15 protein-coding genes and 4 pseudogenes are annotated in these 17,157 nt (G+C 62.7%); 3 read left to right on the plus strand and 16 right to left on the minus strand.

Annotated features, from left to right (window positions below; genetic code table 11):
* Positions 1-18: 18 nt before the first annotated feature.
* From ACTGJ9_RS30805 to ACTGJ9_RS30830, 6 genes and pseudogenes are all read right to left on the minus strand, one after another.
* The gene (locus ACTGJ9_RS30805) at positions 19-276 is read right to left on the minus strand and encodes a DapH/DapD/GlmU-related protein (protein ID WP_456678685.1); all 258 of its coding nucleotides are present in this window, start codon (positions 274-276) and stop codon (positions 19-21) included.
* Entirely contained in the window at positions 252-536 is a 285-nt protein-coding gene (locus tag ACTGJ9_RS30810) for a hypothetical protein (protein WP_456678780.1), read from the minus strand. Before ACTGJ9_RS30810 ends, ACTGJ9_RS30805 begins: the two co-directional genes overlap by 25 nt.
* A 39-nt stretch (positions 537-575) precedes the next feature.
* A pseudogene (locus ACTGJ9_RS30815) lies at positions 576-728 on the minus strand (2,3,4,5-tetrahydropyridine-2,6-dicarboxylate N-succinyltransferase); the annotation flags it as partial.
* Positions 695-943, minus strand: a complete 249-nt coding sequence (locus ACTGJ9_RS30820; protein ID WP_456674118.1) for a hypothetical protein — start codon at positions 941-943, stop codon at positions 695-697. The gene ACTGJ9_RS30820 and the pseudogene ACTGJ9_RS30815, both read right to left, overlap by 34 nt.
* Positions 944-1,474: 531 nt before the next feature.
* A complete protein-coding gene (locus tag ACTGJ9_RS30825; protein ID WP_456674119.1) occupies positions 1,475-2,914 on the minus strand; it encodes a DUF1254 domain-containing protein in 1,440 nt (479 codons plus the stop codon).
* A gap of 243 nt (positions 2,915-3,157) precedes the next feature.
* Positions 3,158-3,511 (minus strand): annotated as a pseudogene (locus ACTGJ9_RS30830) (LysR substrate-binding domain-containing protein); the annotation flags it as partial.
* A gap of 281 nt (positions 3,512-3,792) precedes the next feature.
* Between ACTGJ9_RS30830 and ACTGJ9_RS30835 the strand changes: the two are divergent.
* A complete protein-coding gene (locus ACTGJ9_RS30835; RefSeq protein WP_456674120.1) occupies positions 3,793-4,002 on the plus strand; it encodes a hypothetical protein in 210 nt (69 codons plus the stop codon).
* A 269-nt stretch (positions 4,003-4,271) separates the two neighbouring features.
* Here ACTGJ9_RS30835 and ACTGJ9_RS30840 read toward each other — a convergent pair whose 3' ends face one another.
* The 3 genes from ACTGJ9_RS30840 to ACTGJ9_RS30850 form a co-directional block, all read right to left on the minus strand.
* Positions 4,272-5,474, minus strand: a complete 1,203-nt coding sequence (locus tag ACTGJ9_RS30840) for a M14 family metallopeptidase (RefSeq protein ID WP_456678686.1) — start codon at positions 5,472-5,474, stop codon at positions 4,272-4,274.
* 188 nt (positions 5,475-5,662) lie between these two features.
* Entirely contained in the window at positions 5,663-5,941 is a 279-nt protein-coding gene (locus ACTGJ9_RS30845) for a YMGG-like glycine zipper-containing protein (RefSeq protein WP_456674121.1), read from the minus strand.
* Between the two features lie 272 nt (positions 5,942-6,213).
* The gene (locus tag ACTGJ9_RS30850) at positions 6,214-7,143 is read right to left on the minus strand and encodes a LysR substrate-binding domain-containing protein (RefSeq protein ID WP_456674122.1); all 930 of its coding nucleotides are present in this window, start codon (positions 7,141-7,143) and stop codon (positions 6,214-6,216) included.
* A gap of 129 nt (positions 7,144-7,272) precedes the next feature.
* Here ACTGJ9_RS30850 and ACTGJ9_RS30855 point away from each other — a divergent pair, with 129 nt between their 5' ends.
* Positions 7,273-8,211 (plus strand): ring-cleaving dioxygenase, encoded by a 939-nt coding sequence (locus ACTGJ9_RS30855; RefSeq protein ID WP_456674123.1) that lies wholly within the window; start codon positions 7,273-7,275, stop codon positions 8,209-8,211.
* Positions 8,208-8,826: pseudogene (locus ACTGJ9_RS30860) on the plus strand (alpha/beta hydrolase). The gene ACTGJ9_RS30855 and the pseudogene ACTGJ9_RS30860 overlap by 4 nt, the downstream one beginning before the upstream one ends.
* A 42-nt stretch (positions 8,827-8,868) precedes the next feature.
* Here ACTGJ9_RS30860 and ACTGJ9_RS30865 read toward each other — a convergent pair.
* The 7 genes and pseudogenes from ACTGJ9_RS30865 to ACTGJ9_RS30895 all read right to left on the minus strand — a co-directional run bounded on the left by ACTGJ9_RS30865 (position 8,869) and on the right by ACTGJ9_RS30895 (position 17,120).
* Positions 8,869-9,843, minus strand: a complete 975-nt coding sequence (locus ACTGJ9_RS30865) for a magnesium transporter CorA family protein (protein WP_456674124.1) — start codon at positions 9,841-9,843, stop codon at positions 8,869-8,871.
* Between the two features lie 358 nt (positions 9,844-10,201).
* Positions 10,202-11,695, minus strand: a complete 1,494-nt coding sequence (locus ACTGJ9_RS30870) for an ABC transporter substrate-binding protein (protein WP_456674125.1) — start codon at positions 11,693-11,695, stop codon at positions 10,202-10,204.
* Positions 11,696-11,753: 58 nt separating this feature from the next.
* Positions 11,754-12,758 (minus strand): ABC transporter ATP-binding protein, encoded by a 1,005-nt coding sequence (locus tag ACTGJ9_RS30875; protein WP_456674126.1) that lies wholly within the window; start codon positions 12,756-12,758, stop codon positions 11,754-11,756.
* A complete protein-coding gene (locus ACTGJ9_RS30880) occupies positions 12,755-13,768 on the minus strand; it encodes an ABC transporter ATP-binding protein (protein ID WP_456674127.1) in 1,014 nt (337 codons plus the stop codon). The genes ACTGJ9_RS30875 and ACTGJ9_RS30880 overlap by 4 nt, the downstream gene beginning before the upstream one ends.
* Positions 13,769-13,770: 2 nt before the next feature.
* Complete coding sequence (locus ACTGJ9_RS30885; RefSeq protein ID WP_456674128.1) at positions 13,771-14,664, minus strand: ABC transporter permease; 894 nt, start codon at positions 14,662-14,664, stop codon at positions 13,771-13,773.
* On the minus strand, positions 14,661-15,611 hold the full coding sequence (locus ACTGJ9_RS30890) for an ABC transporter permease (RefSeq protein ID WP_456674129.1): 951 nt from the start codon (positions 15,609-15,611) through the stop codon (positions 14,661-14,663). The genes ACTGJ9_RS30885 and ACTGJ9_RS30890 overlap by 4 nt, the downstream gene beginning before the upstream one ends.
* An 86-nt stretch (positions 15,612-15,697) precedes the next feature.
* A pseudogene (locus tag ACTGJ9_RS30895) lies at positions 15,698-17,120 on the minus strand (amidase).
* Positions 17,121-17,157: the final 37 nt, after the last annotated feature.

Below are 17,157 nucleotides of genomic sequence, written 5' to 3' on the forward strand. Positions count from 1 at the left end.
GCGAATTGCGTCTCAGACCTAGCCGTGAAGCTGCGAGTTGAGGCCGTCCCAATTTGGCGTGCGTCTGGTTGCCTCGAAAGCGCCGCTCTGGGAATTCCGACGAAAGAGAAGGCCCCTCTCACCTGAGAGCTCCTTGGCTTTCAGGACCCGGCCATCTTCCAAAAGGATGCGCGCGCCTGCCGTGACATAGCAGCCCGCCTCGACGATGCAATCATCACCCAATGAAATGCCGATACCGGCGTTGGCTCCGATCAGGCAGCGCTCACCAACCGTAATCCTCTCCTTCCCTCCTCCGGAAGAGTCCCCATGATCGACGCTCCGCCACCAACGTCGCTGCCACGTCCCACGACCACACCGGCGCTTATCCGGCCTTCGACCATGCAGGGACCGAGCGTACCTGCGTTAAAATTGCAAAAGCCTTCATGCATGACGGTCGTGCCCGGAGCCAGGTAGGCTCCAAGCCTGACGCGATCCGCATCTGCAATTCTCACGTCCGCCGGCGTCACATAGTCGGTCATGCGCGGAAACTTGTCCACGCCTGTCACCTCGAACGCAAGGGCACGCTTTCGTGCCAGGATACGCGCTTCCGGTACACGCGGGCATTCACAGGGCCCGAGAGTCGTCCAGGCAACGTTAGGCAGCAGACCGAAAATTCCCTCGAGGTTCAGGCAATTCGGCTGGACGAGCCGGTGGCTCAGGAGATGGAGGCGAAGATATGCGTCGTGCACATCAGTCGGCGCAGATGCAAGGAGTCAATTTCCGTACGGATTGGAACGATATCGACATTGCGGATGTCGTCGTGTCGCGCATATCCATCTGCCGACTCACCCAACGAGCTGTTGATCTCGTCCTTCGTCAGCGGCACCGTTGTCGCCTTGCCGGCCTCCACGACCAGGCGCAGCTCAAGGAACCAGGAATCCAGCACGCGACCGTCAGCGGTCATCGTCGCAAATCCCTCGCCTCTCGCGCCCCTCAGCTCCATCGTCATTTGAATTGCTCACCTAGACCCTACACAGAGTGCATACGCGAGTTCTCCCGGAATTGGCAACTCCAGCATTGCCAAACACGTCCGCCTTGGGTTCATTTTCGACGGATTCGGCCGGGGGACTCCGTTGCGATGCCAGAGGGCCTTACAAAGCACCACGGAGCCGAGATCAACCGAAACGGCGATTCACTCAGCAATTCGGTATCGGGCTGTACGCGACTGCGAATGGACATTCATAGGGGCATTTTCTCATCAATTGTCCCCGTCAGGCTTTCGCGTTATGCACATGCTCAGGGACAATCTTGCGAAACAAAACATGACCGAGCGGCCCGCTCCTGCCCGCGTTGTGCCGGCGGTCGCCCGCCGCGGCTTCATTCGCCTTGCGGGCGCAACAGCCGCGGGATTGTTTGCCCTTGGCGCAGCATCGGATTATGCGCATCGGGAGCGCTTCCGGTGTGACCCGAAGCGGAAGTCGCCTCGATATAGCTGCTATTTCGCTGCTGCTATGGCGGGCGGCTGCCAAGTCCCTCCGCCAGCTGGCAAGACAGACGGTGGTTCGGTCTTCGGCCAATAGAGCCGCAAGACCATATAAATTGGTCCATCGGGAGCAGGCAGCCAGTTGGCCTCCTTATCAGCGCCCGGCGATTTATTCTGGATGTAGAGCGTCAAGGAGCCGTCGGGATTTTTCTTCATGCTCGGCAGCATTGGCGAATTGATCAAATACCGATTGATCGAGTTTTCGATCAGCAATTGCGACTTGCCGTCATACATTGTCACCGACCAAAAGCCGTTTACCGGCGGGAGCTGTTCCGCCGGAAAGGTGATCGAGTAGTTTGACTTGGACCCGTCAAGGGTCTCGCCGTTGGCGAGCGCCTTAGTCATAGGGTAGACGGCCTCTTCAGCATCGTTACCATAGATACCGCCCTTGGCGGCAGCAGCCCGCTTCAACCAGTCGCCGCTATAGAATTCCCGGTTTCCAAACCATGAGCCGATTTGCCAGCCATTTACTTCGTTCTGTCCGCTCGTAAGGTACTTCTCAACCTTCGCTTCGCCGTCCTTCATGCCCAGGCCAACTTCGAGCCGGTGCTCCAATGGCAGATCCTTGAAGCTGAAGGTTTTGCCGGAGCCGATCCCAATGCGAGCGAGCTTCGCTCTGATCTGACGTTCTTCCGGACCCGCTGGGGCAAACTGCAGGGCGAAGTCGAGGTATTCGAAGAAATTCTTCTTGACCAACTCGCTATTGGCTTTTGGGAAATCGATTGCGGGTGCGGCGGGTGGCGCGGGCTGTTTGAGGTACGTCGACAGAGGCTGCACTCCATAGCCCGCCTGCACCTTCTCGACATTCGGCATGTCTTCCGGATTAAAGAGTTGCGTGCGGTAGGCCGCGACGGAAAATTGAGTCGTTGACTGAAACACCTTTTTGATACCGGGCGGCGTCGACCCGTTCCAATTGGGGCCGACTACCAGGTAGTCACCGGGTTCGTTGCCGGTTGCACGGCTGCCGATATAGCCGTAGTTGAATGTGTTTCCGTCGCACAGCATTACCGAATAATAGCGGCCTTTTTCGACGGCAGGTACGGACAGCACAATTGGCTCTGCACGCAAATCGAGCCATAACAGCGAATAGGGAGTATCACTGTTGGGGGTGATGACGGCCGTATCCTTGTAGGTGAAGACTCGCGGTTCATTTTTGATCTGATTGAATGGCGCCTTGTACTGCCCTGAGTCCTTGTCGACGGAATACTCGTACATAACCGCATAGTTCATCACGATGGGCAGGCCGTAGATGAATGCCTCCTCGGCGATCGCCTTGGCTTCGAACAGATTGGGCCACGACGGGTTTGTCTGCGCGGCCAATGGATCGCAGGTTGATGCGATCATGATTGTTGCTGTCGCGGCGGAACAAAGAAAATCGCGTTTCGTCAACATGAGGGCATCCCCTTCGTCGAAAATGCGGAGCCGCTATCATCTCAAAACTCCGACTGCAAACTACACGTTAGTTGTATGGGAAATATGCACAATCGGCAGTTTTAGAGCGGCGTTTGGTCGCTCCAGAGAAGATGAACCAAAAGCCTCTCGCGTCGACTAAAGCATTCGACGCGAGCGCTTGATTCATGTCTCGGCTTTGGCGCCTTCTCGGACCTCATGGGAGACAAGCGGACATCGCGGATCTCATGAGCGCGCGCCCGCATCTTCCTCGCGCCCAAAACGCTCAACCAGGAAATCGATAAACAGCCGCACCTTCACCGACAGGTGCCGCGTCGGCGGATAGACCGCGTAGAGCGCAAGCGGCGGCGCAGAGTAGTCGTCCAGCACCGTCCGCAGTTGACCTTTCTTCAGGGCATCGGCGGCAATGAACTCCGGCAGCAGCGAGAGCCCCCTGCCCTTGATCGCCGCATCGCGCAGCACTTCGGCGTTGTTGACGCAGAGCGGCCAGGCCGGCTGGATCCAGTGATCGCCGTCGCGGCCGGTGAGCTTCCACTGATTGCCGGTGAGCAGGAAGCCGTAGGTGAGCGAGGCGTGCTCGCTCTTTGGTGCGTTGCAAAAACGATATACCTTGAGATGTACAGATCTTTCTAGCTTAATTTCCCGTCTGCCCGTTTGCAGATTTCGTTCAAGTGGGAGAATACGAATGAGGTTCTTACTCGGAATTCTATTTGCGTCACTTTTCACATTCGCAGCAAACGCCCAAGACTCGCCGTATCGGAAAGAATTAAAGCGCGCAGATTTAACCGGCACAAACATGGAGGTCATCACCAGCATCTCCGAGATCAAGCCTGGCGAGACCTCGACGCTCCATATCCACCATGGAAGAGTCGTTTTACGTTCTGGAAGGCGGCACCATTGAACTGCCAGACGGCAAGCAAGTACCCTTCCCGACCGGCATCGCTGCTGTGAATGTCCGGGATGTTCCCCACGGCGCCTTCAAGGTCGTCGGCGATAAAGCAGTGAAACTGCTAACAGTGCACATCGTCGACAAGGGCAAACCGCTCTACGACAAGCCGCCGCCCAAGTAGGAGATTGGCACGGGACGCTCATCATTCTTTGATGGGATGGGCGCCCCGGGATTACGGTGCCTCGGGTTTATTTTCGACGGATTCATAAGCGCGAGGCAGGAGTTCGTCAGTAAGCCGATTGTCGTGCATTTCGATCACGATCTGGGCAAAAAAACGGACTCGTTGTGCTCATCGGGAGTGCTTCCGGTTTTGGCCCCGAGCAGACGTCTTGCAAGTTTTGGTCCTGAAAACCAGGAGGAGCGTTCCTCCAAAACCGCGCGTACGAGTGACTACTCCGGATAAGACTCCTCACCCGGCGGCGTCTTATTGAAAAGGATAAATGCCAGGGGATTCCCAGGCTCGGACATTGCTTCGCTGCGCTGACCCGTCACTTCTCCAGCCACACTGCTGGTGTATTCCGCAACTACTTCGCCGAAGCTGTTGCGCTGGATGGCCACCTTCTGCCCGGCCTCGACTTTGTCGTTGAGCTTGACCAGATGCTCGACGAGTCCGCCTTGGACGGCCATGATCGGGAACGCACTGTCACCGACAAAAACAGGTACGTCACTGCCTATGCGGCCCATCGGACCGGCAACGATGCCGTGATGCTTGAGGACATTCATCGTGCCTTCCACGAACAGTGGGATCATCTCGAGGTTCAGGACGCGAGCAGCGCCAATCTCGGGCGTAAAGGCCGGGATGCCAACGTCGAGAAACGCATTGTGCAGAACACCGGGATATACATGATTGTTGAAGATCTGGCCTACCGGGTACAGATCCAGCATCGCCTTGATCTCAGGCACATCCATGCTGCCAAGATTGAATGCGGTGACATCGAATCCAGTTGTCCCAGTATGGAAGTCGATTGCGAAGTCGGCGTTCGGCCGAAAGAGCCGGTTGAACAGGAGCCAGGCGTGTCGGCTGGCCGCGGTCCCACCGTTCTCATTGCCGGGCCATTCCCGATTCATGTCGACCAAATCGATGCCCCTCCCCGAGTTGGGCCATCTGCGCTGCATGCCTTCCATGGCAGGGCGGGACACGTCCGTCACAGCCGTCACAGAGCCCGACATCTCGGCCGGATTGAGTTGGTTCATTATAGTGTGAACCGTATGCACAGAACTCATCTCGTCGCCATGCACCCCACTGACGAGGACACCGCGCTTGCCGGGCTTTGCTCCCTTGGCGACCGTCACAGACACGTACCAGTGTTGTCCAGTGGGCATCTGAACGCCCTCAAAGTAGAGCAGATGCTTCCGCCCGGGCTCAAGGTCGTTCACGTCAAGGGCGCGGATGACCTTCTTCCCCTCGATCACATCGCCAGCATAGATCGTTCCCTCCCGCGCAGCTGGCGCCGCGCCGGCCGAAGATGCCGACGTGCCTTGTGCGCTGGCAGCGTCAATGTTGATGGCGAGGCCGGCCGACGCGCCCGCAGTGGCGATTGATGCAATCAAGAAGTCGCGGCGATCGAGGTCTTCTTTAGAATTGTCCGACATGATGAATGTGCTCTCTTTCGCCAGACGCTCGATAATGGCTGGCACGTGACTCGATAGGGGCGACCGGTGTAGCTGCCGTTGCCTCATGAGGATGGCCCAATTCAGCGCAGGGGCCGGCCAGCGTGAACCGGCCGGCCGAGCTATTCTCGCGCCGACGCCGCTGCGAATTAGAAGCATCTGAGTGTTGGTCACCTGCAGTAGCGAGACGCTACCGGATGCGATCTACCGCCGGTGCGCACCCAACAACGACTATGACGCCAGTAATAATGGCCACGCCTGGCGCGATGGGCACCCACAACAGCTCCCGTGGCCGCCCCTATTGCCGCGCCCCGTCGGCCTCCGACTGCACCGCCAACGATAGCGCCACCCACGGCGCCGCGCCCTGCTGAACTTTGTGCCATAGCGTCCGTGCCGGACATCGCGAGCCCGAGGATGAGCAGGACGGAAAAACCAAAAGCGCGAAGCATGCGAGAGCTCCCTTCGGGTCACGCAACGAAATTACGAGTGAATTGAGACAAAAGAATGAGCCGACCGAGCCATGATTCCCGGCGTGTCTCGCTCCAACACCCGGAGCGCTTCCGCAGCGATGTCGTTGGGAGTTAACGCGCCAATTCTTGAGGGGCCGCCCGGACGCGGCCAGCGGACAGTCCAGACGTTCGTTAGCAACACACAAGAAACATCAACGATGTTGTCGCCCGCTCCTCCACCGCTGCCAGGCGACCGGCCGACATCGCAGATTTCACGAGCGCACGCGCCCCCAGTTTCGGCGCGCGCCCGCATCTTGCTCGCGCCCAAAAAGCTCAACCAGAAAATCGATAAACAGCCGCACCTTCACCGACAGGTGCCGCGTCGGCGGATAGACCGCGTAGAGCGCAAGCGGCGGCGCAGAGTAGTCGTTCAGCACCGTCCGAAGTTCGCCCTTCTGCAAGGCATCGGCGGCAATGAACTCCGGCAGCAGCGCGAGCCCCCTGCCCTTGATCGCCGCATCCCGCAGCACCTCCGCGTTGTTGACGCAGAGCGACCAGGCCGGCTGGATCCAGTGGTCGCCGTCGCGGCCGGTGAGCTTCCACTGGTTGCCGGTGAGCAGGAAGCCGTAGGTGAGCGAGGCGTGCTCGCGCAGATCCTGCGGATGCTTTGGCGTGCCGTGACGCGCAAGGTAGTCCGGCGATGCGCAGATCATGCGCGCCACCGGCATGATTTTTCGCGCGATCAAACTCGAAGATTCCAATTCCGCGATGCGCAGCGTCACGTCAAAACCGTCCTGAACGGGATCGAGCAGATCGTCGCTGAGCACGACCTGGAGCTGAAGCTCCGGATAGCGCGCCATGAAATCCGCCAGCACGGGACCTAATCGCATGGTGCCGAACGACATCGGCGCGTTGAGGCGCAACAGGCCGCGCGGCGCCGACTGGGCCTGCGCCACCGCCTGGTCGGCAGCCTCGATCTCCGAGAGGATGACGACGGCGCGTTCGAAATAGCGCTGGCCGTTCTCGGTCGGGCTGGCGTGGCGGGTGGTCCTGTTCAAAAGCTGGACGCCGAGGCTCTCCTCGAGGTCGGCGATGTATTTGCTGATCGCCGAGCGCGACAGCCGCAATTGCCGGCCCGCCTCGGCAAAGCTGCCGCTTTCGACCACTTTGACGAAGGCCCGCAGGCTGGCGACCTTATCCAAGGGCCGGCCCCGGCAATTGTTTCCAAATCGTAGACATAGACGTCATATTTGCATGGATTGTCTCCAATCCAAAGCGCAACGATATTCCGCTCCAGAGCAAGACCACTCCCCGAATACTGGAGGACGACAATGTCTGGACTGCACCATGTCACCGCGATTGCCGGCGACCCCATTCGCAATTTCGGCTTCTACACGAGGAATCTCGGCCTGCGCTTCGTCAAGAAGACGGTCAATTTCGACGATCCCGGCACCTATCATTTCTATTATGGCGACGAGACCGGCCGTCCCGGCACCATCCTGACCTTCTTCCCGTGGGCCGGCGTGTCGGCTGGGCGTCGCGGCGTCGGCGAGACCCATCAGACCGCCTTCCGCGTGCCGCAGCACTCGCTCGGCTACTGGACGCAGCGCTTCATCGAGAAGGGCATCGCCTATGAGGCGCTGGAGAAGCGCTTCGGCGAATCCGTGCTGCCGTTCACCGATCCCGACGGCATGGCGCTCGCGCTGGTCGGCATTCCCGGGGCCGAGAACAGATCGGGCTGGAGCAATGGCGACGTGCCGGCGGAGCACGCGATCCGCGGCTTCCACGGCGTGACGCTGCTGCTCGACAGCGCGGCGAAGACGGCCGCCGTCCTCACCGACGTGTTCGGCTTCAAGGAGACGGAGCGCGAAGGATCGGTGATCCGCTTCAAGGCGCCGGGCGATGCTGAAGGCAGCATGGTCGACATCTACGAAGCCGAGGGCTTTCTGCGGGGACATCAGGGCGGCGGCTCGGTGCACCACATTGCGTTCCGCGCGGCTGACGATGCCGAGCAGGGCAAGATGGCGCAAAAGCTCGTCAGCCATCACGGCCTGCATCCGACCGAGCAGAAAGACCGCAACTACTTCCGCTCGATCTACTTCCGCGAGCCCGGCGGCGTGCTGTTCGAGATCGCGACCGATATCCCCGGCTTCGCCGTCGACGAACCCGTCGCGACGCTCGGACGCGATCTGAAGCTGCCGGGCTTCCTCGAGGCGCAGCGCAAGCAGATCGAGGGTGTGCTGCCGAATCTGGACGAGACCGCGTCATGACCGACTTCATCCATCGCTACGAGCCCGCGCGCGACGCGGGCTCTCCTCCGCTGCTGCTGCTGCACGGCACCGGCGGCGACGAGAACGATCTGCTCGGGCTCGGCAAGATGATCTCGCCCGCCTCCACCCTGCTCACCGCGCGGCCGCGTGCTCGAGCAGGGCATGCCGCGCTTCTTCCGCCGCCTTGCCGAAGGCGTGTTCGACGAGGACGATGTGCGCCGCCGCGCGCTCGAGCTCGGCGCGTTCGTCGTCGAAGCGCGGAAGCAATACGGCCTCGCCGCACCGGTTGCGGTCGGCTTCTCCAACGGCGCCAATATCGCAGCCGCCCTGTTGCTGCTGCAGCCGGACGTGCTGGCAGGCGCGATCCTGCTGCGCGCCATGGTGCCGCTGTCGGATCCGCCCAAGGCCAATCTTGCAGGCAAACCCGTTCTGCTGTTGTCCGGGCAGGCTGACCCGATCGTGCCGGCGAACAATTGGGCAAAGCTTGCGGCGCTGTTGTCGGAAGCAGGCGCGCGTGTCGACCACAAGGTCTTGCCGGCCGGCCATCAATTGTCGCAAGCCGACGTCACGCTCGCCCGCAACTGGATCGGCAGCGTCGACGCGAAGGCGGCATGAACCGACCAGCGGCGCACGGTTTTCAGACGGCGCGCCGCTGTCTCACTCGAACCAGCCGCGTCGCTTGAACCAGATCAACGGCAACACCCCGCTGGCGATGATCGCGAGCAGCGACAGCGGATAGCCGAACGTCCAGCTCAGCTCCGGCATGTTCTTGAAATTCATTCCCCAGACACCGACCAGGATCGTGGGCGGCACGCCGACCACGGAGACGATCGTCAGGACCTTGAAGATCTCGTTCTGCTGGATGTTGATGAAGCCGAGCACCGCATCGAGCAGAAGCTGGATCTTGTCGGACAGTCGCGTCTCGTAGTCGCTGAGCGAAGCGACATCCTTCGAGACCGCCTCGAGGCGCTTCTTCGACGCCGACGTGATCCACTCGCTGCCGACATTGTCGGCATAGGACGCGATACGCCCGACGCCGAGCAGGACATCGCGCGACTTGGCGAGACGATCGGCGAGCTCGCCGACGTTCTCCAGCGCCTCGCGCATCCTGCGGCTGGAGCGAACCGGCCGTCTGGTGCGAACGAGGCCGCCCTTGAAGACGCCGCGCGAGAGCTGGTCGAGCTTCGCGCCAAGGTGCTCCAGAGCATCGGCGCCGCGGTCGATCATGGCCTCGAGCAGGCTGGTGAACACGCACATGCCGTTCTCGAGGCTGTCGTCGGAGCCGACGCGCTTGCTGATCTGATCGAAGATCGGCAGCTCCGCAAAGCGCACCGTCACCAGCACATGCGGGCCGATCACGAATCCCACCGGCGTGATCTCTGCCTCGCCGTCCTCGTTGACCCGGACCGCCGGCGAGCTGAGATAGAGCGTGCCGTGCTCGAGGATCAGCCGGCTGGACGCCTCGATCTCGCTGAGCGATTCCTCGGACGGAATCCGTATCTTGAGCATTCGCTCGACGAATTGCTTTTCGTCTGCGGTCGCGTTCAGGAGATCGGCCCGGATGATCTCCGAGGGCATTTCCGTGCCGATATCGTGCCAATCGTCGGACGGCCATCTGTGCAGTTTCAGCAATGACCGAACTCCGTTTGCCCTCGCGCCGGCTCGCACGGCATGCGGCCATCCTGCGCCGGATTAACGCATGAGGGTTCCAATCGTTCAACGTCGGGGATCAAGAGAAGCGGCGCGGCCAAATCAACGCGAGCGACCGCCTTCTCCGAGGATGCCATCATGCCAGTGTTTTGCCCGACGGGTCAAATGGCATCGCGGATTCGGGGCAAGTCAGCGAGCGGGCCGCGCAAGCCATTAAATCACAAACCCTGGCTACTGTGCATGGGGTTGTTTTGCGGGTTTCGCTTGAGCAGTTAAAAAAATGACCCCTCCCCGAGGGGAGAGGTCGAAATCGCGATGTCTGATTTGGCTTGGACCGGGTCTACTCCCAGGACCAGGCCGAGAAATCGTTCTCGAACTGCGGGACTTCCTTCCAGACGCCCTTCAGCTTCTTGTTGATGACCGTGGGCCATTGCGGCTGGAACAGGAATCCGGCCACCGCGTCGGTCGCCAGCATGCGCTGGGCATCGCCGAGCAGTTTGGCGCGGCTGGCCTCGTCAGGCGTCGAGACGATCTGCTTGTAGAGCGCGTTGAAAGCCTCGCTGTTGTAGCCGAGGTAGAAGTCGGGCTCGGTCAGCTTGACGAGATCGAACGGCTCGACATGGGAGACGATGGTGAGGTCGTAATTGTGCGGCCCGTTGGGGGCGAAGGCCTGCGACAGCCACTGCGCCCATTCGACGTTCTCGATCTTGGCGCTGATGCCGACCTTGGCGAGCTGGGCTGCGAGGATCTCGCCGCCCTGCCGCGCGTAAGCCGGCGGCGGCAGCTTCAGGCTGAGCTCGAGCGGCGTGGTGACGCCGGCCTCGGCCAGCAGCTTCTTCGCCTTCTCGGGGTCGTAGGGATTGATGCCGGTGGTATCGACATAGCCGAGCGAACCCGGCGTGTAGAAGCTGCCGATCGGCGTGCCGAAACCTTCGACCGCGCCGTCGATCATCGACTTGCGGTCGATTGCGGCGAGGATCGCGCGGCGCACCCGCACGTCGTCGAGCGGCTTCTTCTTCTCGTTGATGGCGACGATGGTCTTGGCCTTGGAGCCGCCGACCAGCACGGTGAAGCGCGGATCGCTCTTGAACTGCGTGACGCCGCGGGTGGTGACGCGCGGGAACGCGTCGACGTCACCGGACAGCAGGGCCGCAATCTGCGCGGCGGGATCGCCGATGAAGCGGATCGTCACCTTGGACAGCTTGATCGCGGAGGCGTTGCGATAGTCGGCCCATTTGTTGAGCGTGAGCGAGGAGCCCTTGACCCAGGCGCCGAGCTGGTAGGGCCCGGTGCCGACCGGCTGCGTCACGTTGGTCGCGGCACTCTTCGGCTCGACGATCGAGCCGCTCGCCTGCCCGAGCAGGAACGGCAGGTTCGGCTCGGGATATTTCAGCGTGAGCACGATCGTGTCGGCGTCCGGCGCGTCGACTTTCTCGAAGGCCTGGAACAGGCTCTTGTCCTTGTTGGTGCTGTTCGCGGCCGCGTTGCGCTCGAACGAGAATTTCACGGCGGCGGAATCGAAGGCCTCGCCGTTCTGGAATTTGACGCCCTTGCGCAGCTTGAACGTATAGGTCTTCAGATCGGGCGACGCGGTCCAGCTTTCGGCGAGCAGCGGCGAGACCGAGCCGTCCTCGTTGATCTTGGTCAGGGTCTCGTAGATGTTATAGAGCGTGACCTCGGCGATCGCAGCCGCAGCGGCGTTGGTGGGATCGAGCCCCGGCGGCTCCAGCGTCATGCCCATGACGACGCTGTCCTTCTTGCCCTGCGCCAGCACCGGCAGCGGCGCCGCGGCCAATGCTGCGGCAAAAGCAACGATCGATAGCTTCTTCAACATGCCCAACTCCCCGGCCTTCTTCTGTCGTTTTGAGGCTACGCCAATCCCGTAGCCGACATTAACCTTCCGTGGCCACCTGCGGCAATGCCATCACGGCCTCCGCCTTGTGGCAGGCGGCGAGATGTCCCTCGCCCACCCTGCGTAGCAAGGGCGGAACCTCGCGGCAATGCTGGTCGGCGAGCGGACAGCGCGCCACGTAGGGACATCCGGCAGCGGCCGCCGATTGCGAGGCGATCGCCTGGGCCCCGCGCCGGCGCCGGCCGCCGCCGGGGCGTGCGCGCGGTACCGCGTCCAGCAGCGCCCGCGTATAAGGATGGCCGCAACGCTCGAACAGATCCTCTGGCCGCCCCTGCTCGACGACCCGGCCGAGATAGATCACCGCCACCTCGTCGCAGAGATAATCGACCACCGCGAGGTCGTGGCTGATCAGGATATAGCTGAGGCCGAACTGCTCCTGGAGGTCCTGCATCAGGTTCAGCACCTGCGCCTGCACCGAGACATCGAGCGCCGAGACGGGCTCGTCCGCGACGATGAGCTTCGGTTGGGTGATCAGCGCGCGCGCGATCGCGATGCGCTGGCGCTGGCCGCCGGAGAACTCGTGCGGATATTTGTCCATGTCCGCCTCGCGCAAGCCGACCTGCTTCAGCACCGCGGCGACGCGGGCGCGGAACGTCGTGCGATCGGCGTCATCAAGCACGGTGAGCGGCTCGGCGACGATGCGCGCAATGGTCTGGCGCGGATCGAGCGAACCATAGGGATCCTGGAACACCATCTGGAAATCGCGCCGCGCGCGGCGCAATTCATCCGGGGAGATGCGGTTGAGATCGCGTCCGAGCAGCGTGACCTGCCCCGCACTCGGCCGCTCCAGCGCCATCACCACCCGCGCAAAGGTCGACTTGCCCGAGCCGGACTCGCCGACGATGCCGAGGCTCTTGCCGGCCTGGACCTGCACGCTGACGCCGTTGAGCGCGCGCACCTCTCCGGGTGCACGGAACAAGCTTTCGCGCGGCAGTGTGTAGCGCCGCTCGAGATCTTTGACGTCGAGAAGCGGTGCTGCGGTCATGCGGACAGCGCCCCGACCTTCGCGGCCATCGAAATGTCGGTGCGCACGCAGCGCACGACGTGACCGGGACCGACCTCCACCATCGGCGGCAGCGCCGCGCGGCATTTGTCCTGGAGCAGCGCACAGCGCTCGGCGAAGGCGCAGCCGACCGGCAGATCGGCCAGCTCCGGCACCGTGCCCGAGATCGTCGTCAGCCGCGTCCCCTTGCGCGCGCCGAGCTTCGGGCGTGCTCGGAACAGGCCCTGCGTGTAGGGATGGCCCATGCGGCGGAACACCTCGTCGGTGGGCCCGCTCTCGACGACGGTGCCGCCATACATCACCATCATGCGCTGCACGTTCTCGGCGATCACGCCGAGATCGTGCGAGATCAGGATCATCGACATGCCGCGCTCCTCGACGAGGTCGGCGAGGAGATCGAGGATCTGGCCCTGGATGGTGACGTCGAGCGCGGTGGTGGGCTCGTCCGCAATCAAGAGAGCCGGCTCGCAGGCAAGCGCCATCGCTATCGTGACGCGCTGACGCTGCCCGCCGGAGAACTGGTGCGGATAGGCGTCGATCCGCTTGGCCGGATCGGGCAGCCCGACCCGGTCGAGCAAGGCGATCGCCTCTCGCCGCGCCTGCGCCGCCGAATATTTCCTGTGACGCCGCAACGGTTCGGCGACCTGATGGCCGATCGTGTGCATCGGGTTGAGTGCCGTCATCGGCTCCTGGAAGATCATGCTGATGCGGTTGCCGCGCAAGCCGCAGTAATCCGCATCCGGGAGCCCCGCGAGCTCGCGTCCATCCAGCTTGATACTGCCGGTGATGAGTGCGCTGTCCGGCAGCAATCCGATCAGCGCCAGCGCCGTGACCGACTTGCCGCAGCCGGATTCGCCGACGAGCCCGAGCGTCTCGCCACGCTTCAGCGCAAAGCTGACGCCGCGCACGGCCTGCGCCGGGCCGCGGCTGGTATTGAGGCGAACGCCGAGATTGTCGACGGCGATCAGCGGCGTGGTTGCGGGATCAGCCATCGTCACCGCTCCCGCGCCAGTCTGGGATCGAACAGATCGCGCAAGCCGTCGCCGAGCAGGTTGAGGCCAAGCACCGCAATCGCGATCGCCGCGCCGGGATAAACCGCGAGCATCGGCGACTGAAACAGCATGGTCTGCGCATCGTTCAGCATGCGGCCCCAGGACGGCTGCGGCGGCTGCGTGCCGAGGCCGAGATAGGACAGCGCGGCTTCGGCGAGAATGGCCAGCGCAAACTGAATGGTGGCCTGCACGATCAGGATCGACAGGATGTTCGGCAGCACATGCTCGATGGTGATGCGGAAGGCGCCCTTCCCCGAGGCCCGCGCCGCCAGCACGTATTCGCGCGCCCAGATCGCGTTGGCCGAGCCGCGCGTCAGCCGGATGAGCGTCGGGATCTGGAAGATGCCTATCGCGATGATCGAGGTCAGCATGCCAGGCCCCGCGACCGCCGCGAGCATGATCGCGGAGAGCACCGCCGGAAAGGCAAAGGTGAAGTCGGAGAAGCGCATGATGATCTCTTCGGTCCAGCCGCGCTTGGCCGACGCAATCAGGCCGAGGCAGACGCCGAAGGTAAGACCGATGGTGACCGCGATGATGCCGACCAGGATGGTCGAACGCGCGCCGGCAAGCAGCAGCGAGACGATGTCGCGACCGAAGGTATCGGTGCCGAGCCAGTGCGCGGCCGAGGGCGGCCGGAGTTTCGAGGCGATATCGATCTCGTACGGCGACCACGGCGTCCACACCAGCGAGAGCGCGGCCGAGACGACTACCAGCAGGCTGAGCACGCCACCCAACACGAAGCTGCGATGCCGCAGCGCCCGGCCCCAGAACGTCTTGGCCGGCAAAGGACGCGGTGCGATCGGCGCGTCAATCAAAGTTGTCAGGGGCGCACTCACAAATCGTGAACCTTGATGCGGGGATCGATGAAGGCATAGAGCACGTCGACCACGAAATTGACGATGACGACCATGGCCGCGAGCAGCATCACGCAATTGCGCACCACGATCAGGTCGCGGTTGGCGATCGACTGGAAGATGAGACGGCCGAGGCCCGGCAGATAGAATACGTTCTCGATGACGATGGTGCCGGCCAAGAGATTGGCGAATTGCAGCCCCATCACCGTCATCACGGGGATCATGGCGTTGCGCAGCACATGGCTCCACAGCACCTCGCGCTTGCCGAGCCCCTTTGCCCGCGCGGTGCGGACGAAATCTTCGCGCAGCACTTCGAGGACAGCCGAGCGGGTGACGCGGGCGAGGATCGCGGCCTGCACCACCGCAAGCGAGATCGACGGCAGCAGCAGCGATTTGATGCCGGGCCAGATGCCGTCCTCCCAGCCGGCAAAGCCGCCTGCCGAGAGCCATTGCAGCCGCACGGCGAACAGCAGGACGAGCAGGATCGCGAACCAGAAGTTCGGCAGCGCGATGCCGATCTGGGTCAGCGACATCACGCCGACATCGCCGAGCTTGTTGTGGTTGGCGGCGGTGTAAATGCCGGCCGAAAGCGCCAGCACCACCGTGATCAGCATCGACATGATTGCGAGCGGAACAGTCAGCACCAGCCGCTCAGCGATCAGGCTGGCGACCGGCGTGCCGTAGACGTAGGAATTGCCGAGATCGCCGACGAGGAGCCCCTTGATCCATTGCAGGTAGCGGACCGCGAGCGGCTGATCGAGCCCCAGTTTGACGGTGAGCGCGCGGACCGCGTCGGCCGATGCATCCGCGCCCATCAGCATTTGCGCGGCATTGCCCGGCAGCGCGTCCAGCACCAGAAAAATGATCACGGATGCGCCGACCAGCGTCGCCAGCAATGTCAGGACACGTCGGAGGACAAATACGCTCATGCGCGGTCAGGTTCAGGGTTCATTCGCGGCACGATCAACATGTCCGGACGACGGAAGCAAGCCTTTTGCAGCCCATCGTCAACCTCTCAAGCCGGCCGGCGGGCGAGGAGGTCGTGCGAAGCCTCGAACAGCGCGCTGACGCGCAACAATTCCGCATCAGCCCGGAAGCGGCCGACGAGCTGGAGCCCGATCGGCAGGCCGTCGCGACCGAAGCCGCAGGGCAGACTAATCGCGGGGTGTCCGGTCATGTTGAACGGCATGGTCCAGGGGAACCAGTGCGGCCGGACGCTGTCAAAATGCGCCCCGTCGATCTCGATGGTACCGAACAAATCCTGGTCGATCGGCAGCGCAGTGCGGGTGATGGTGGGCATCGCCAGAAGCTGTCCGCGCGCAAGCAGGGATTGCACGCGACGGAACAACGCCGTGCGCACGAACATAGCTTCTTGATAGTCGACGCCGCTGACATTCGTCGCCAGCGCAATCTGCCTGACGAAGGTCTCGCTGAGGACGTCGCCATGCTCCGCCACCAGCTTCGAGAAGCGCGAGCGCCAGACGGTGTGATTGATGGCACGCCAGATCGGTTCGACGTCATATCCCTCGCCGGAGAACTCCTCGAACTCGGCGCCAAGGCTCGCGAGCCGATCGAGGCTCGCCTTGAACGCTATGGCCACGTCTGCCGACACCGGACGGCCGGGCGGCGAGACGCAGAACAGGATTTTCTGGCCGCGCAGATCGCCACGCGGGACGGCGGTACCGATGAAATCAGGCACGGGCACACCGATCGACCAGGGATCGCAAACATCCTCGCCGGCCATCGCTTGCATCATCAATGCGGTGTCGGCGACAGTGCGCGTGGTCGGCGTGACATAGGTCTGGTTGCCGAACGCGTCGAGCGCCTGGCTGTGCGCGATCACACCGCTGCTTTGCTTCAAGCCAACGACGCCGTTGCAGGCGGCCGGAATCCGCGTCGAGCCGCCGCCATCGGTGGCAATCGCCAGCGGCGCGATGCCGCTCGCCACCGCGACGGCCGCGCCGCCCGCTGGAACCGCCGGACGAACGCTCCGCACTCCACGCATTGCGGGTGCGGCCAAACAGCGGTGAATCGGTCAGGCACTTGCTGCCAAACTCGGGCGTCGCGGTCTTGCCGATCAGGATCGCGCCTTCCGCGCGCAGCTTTGCCACCGCGACCGCATCCTCGGCCGGGACGTTGTCCTTGTAGGGAACGGCGCCGAAGGTGGTCTTCACGCCGCGCGTGTTGACGATATCCTTCACGGTGACGGGAAGCCCATGCAGCAGGCCGAGCGGCTCGCGCGCCATCATTTTGCGCTCGGCTTCGCGCGCCGCATCCATCGCCTCGTCGCCGCAGAGCGTGATGAAGCAGTTCAATTCGCCCTGGAGGGACTCGGCGCGCGCTAGCACGGCGCGGGTGATCTCGACCGGGGAGATCTGCTTGCTGATGATGCGTTCGCGCAGTTCGGTGGCAGAGAGGAAACAGAGATCGTCGCTCATCAGGGCAAGCTCGCGTCAGGAGGCTCGGACCTTGCCA

The organism is Bradyrhizobium sp. RDM12, from assembly GCF_051917485.1.
In the GTDB taxonomy this organism is placed as follows: domain Bacteria; phylum Pseudomonadota; class Alphaproteobacteria; order Rhizobiales; family Xanthobacteraceae; genus Bradyrhizobium.